The 233-nt window shown below is 70.8% G+C and carries 1 protein-coding gene; it reads left to right on the forward strand.

The genetic code is table 11. The features are described 5' to 3' along the window. Nucleotides 1–233 (forward strand): hypothetical protein (locus ACZ3GY_RS24840; RefSeq protein WP_465912494.1); only part of this gene is annotated, 233 nt, incomplete at both ends.

The following is a 233-nucleotide window of genomic DNA, read 5'->3' on the forward strand; positions in this document are numbered from 1 at the left end:
GGAAGGCGCTCACCCTCGACGAGCGGTGGGCCGAGGTCGACGCAGCCAAGGCCGGCCCCGAACCCACCGATTCCGCTCCGCCCGCCGTCGTCGAGATGCCCGTCGTCGCGGCACCCGCCCCGCGCCGCCTGTCATTCCTCACGCCCGAGGAGCGCGAATGGGCCGAGGCGCGCGACTGGTTCGGCTCCCGATTCATCATCTGGGCACAGAAGACGTTCTCCACCGTCAACCTG

This window comes from Pseudomonas sp. PME37.24/006, from assembly GCF_055556635.1.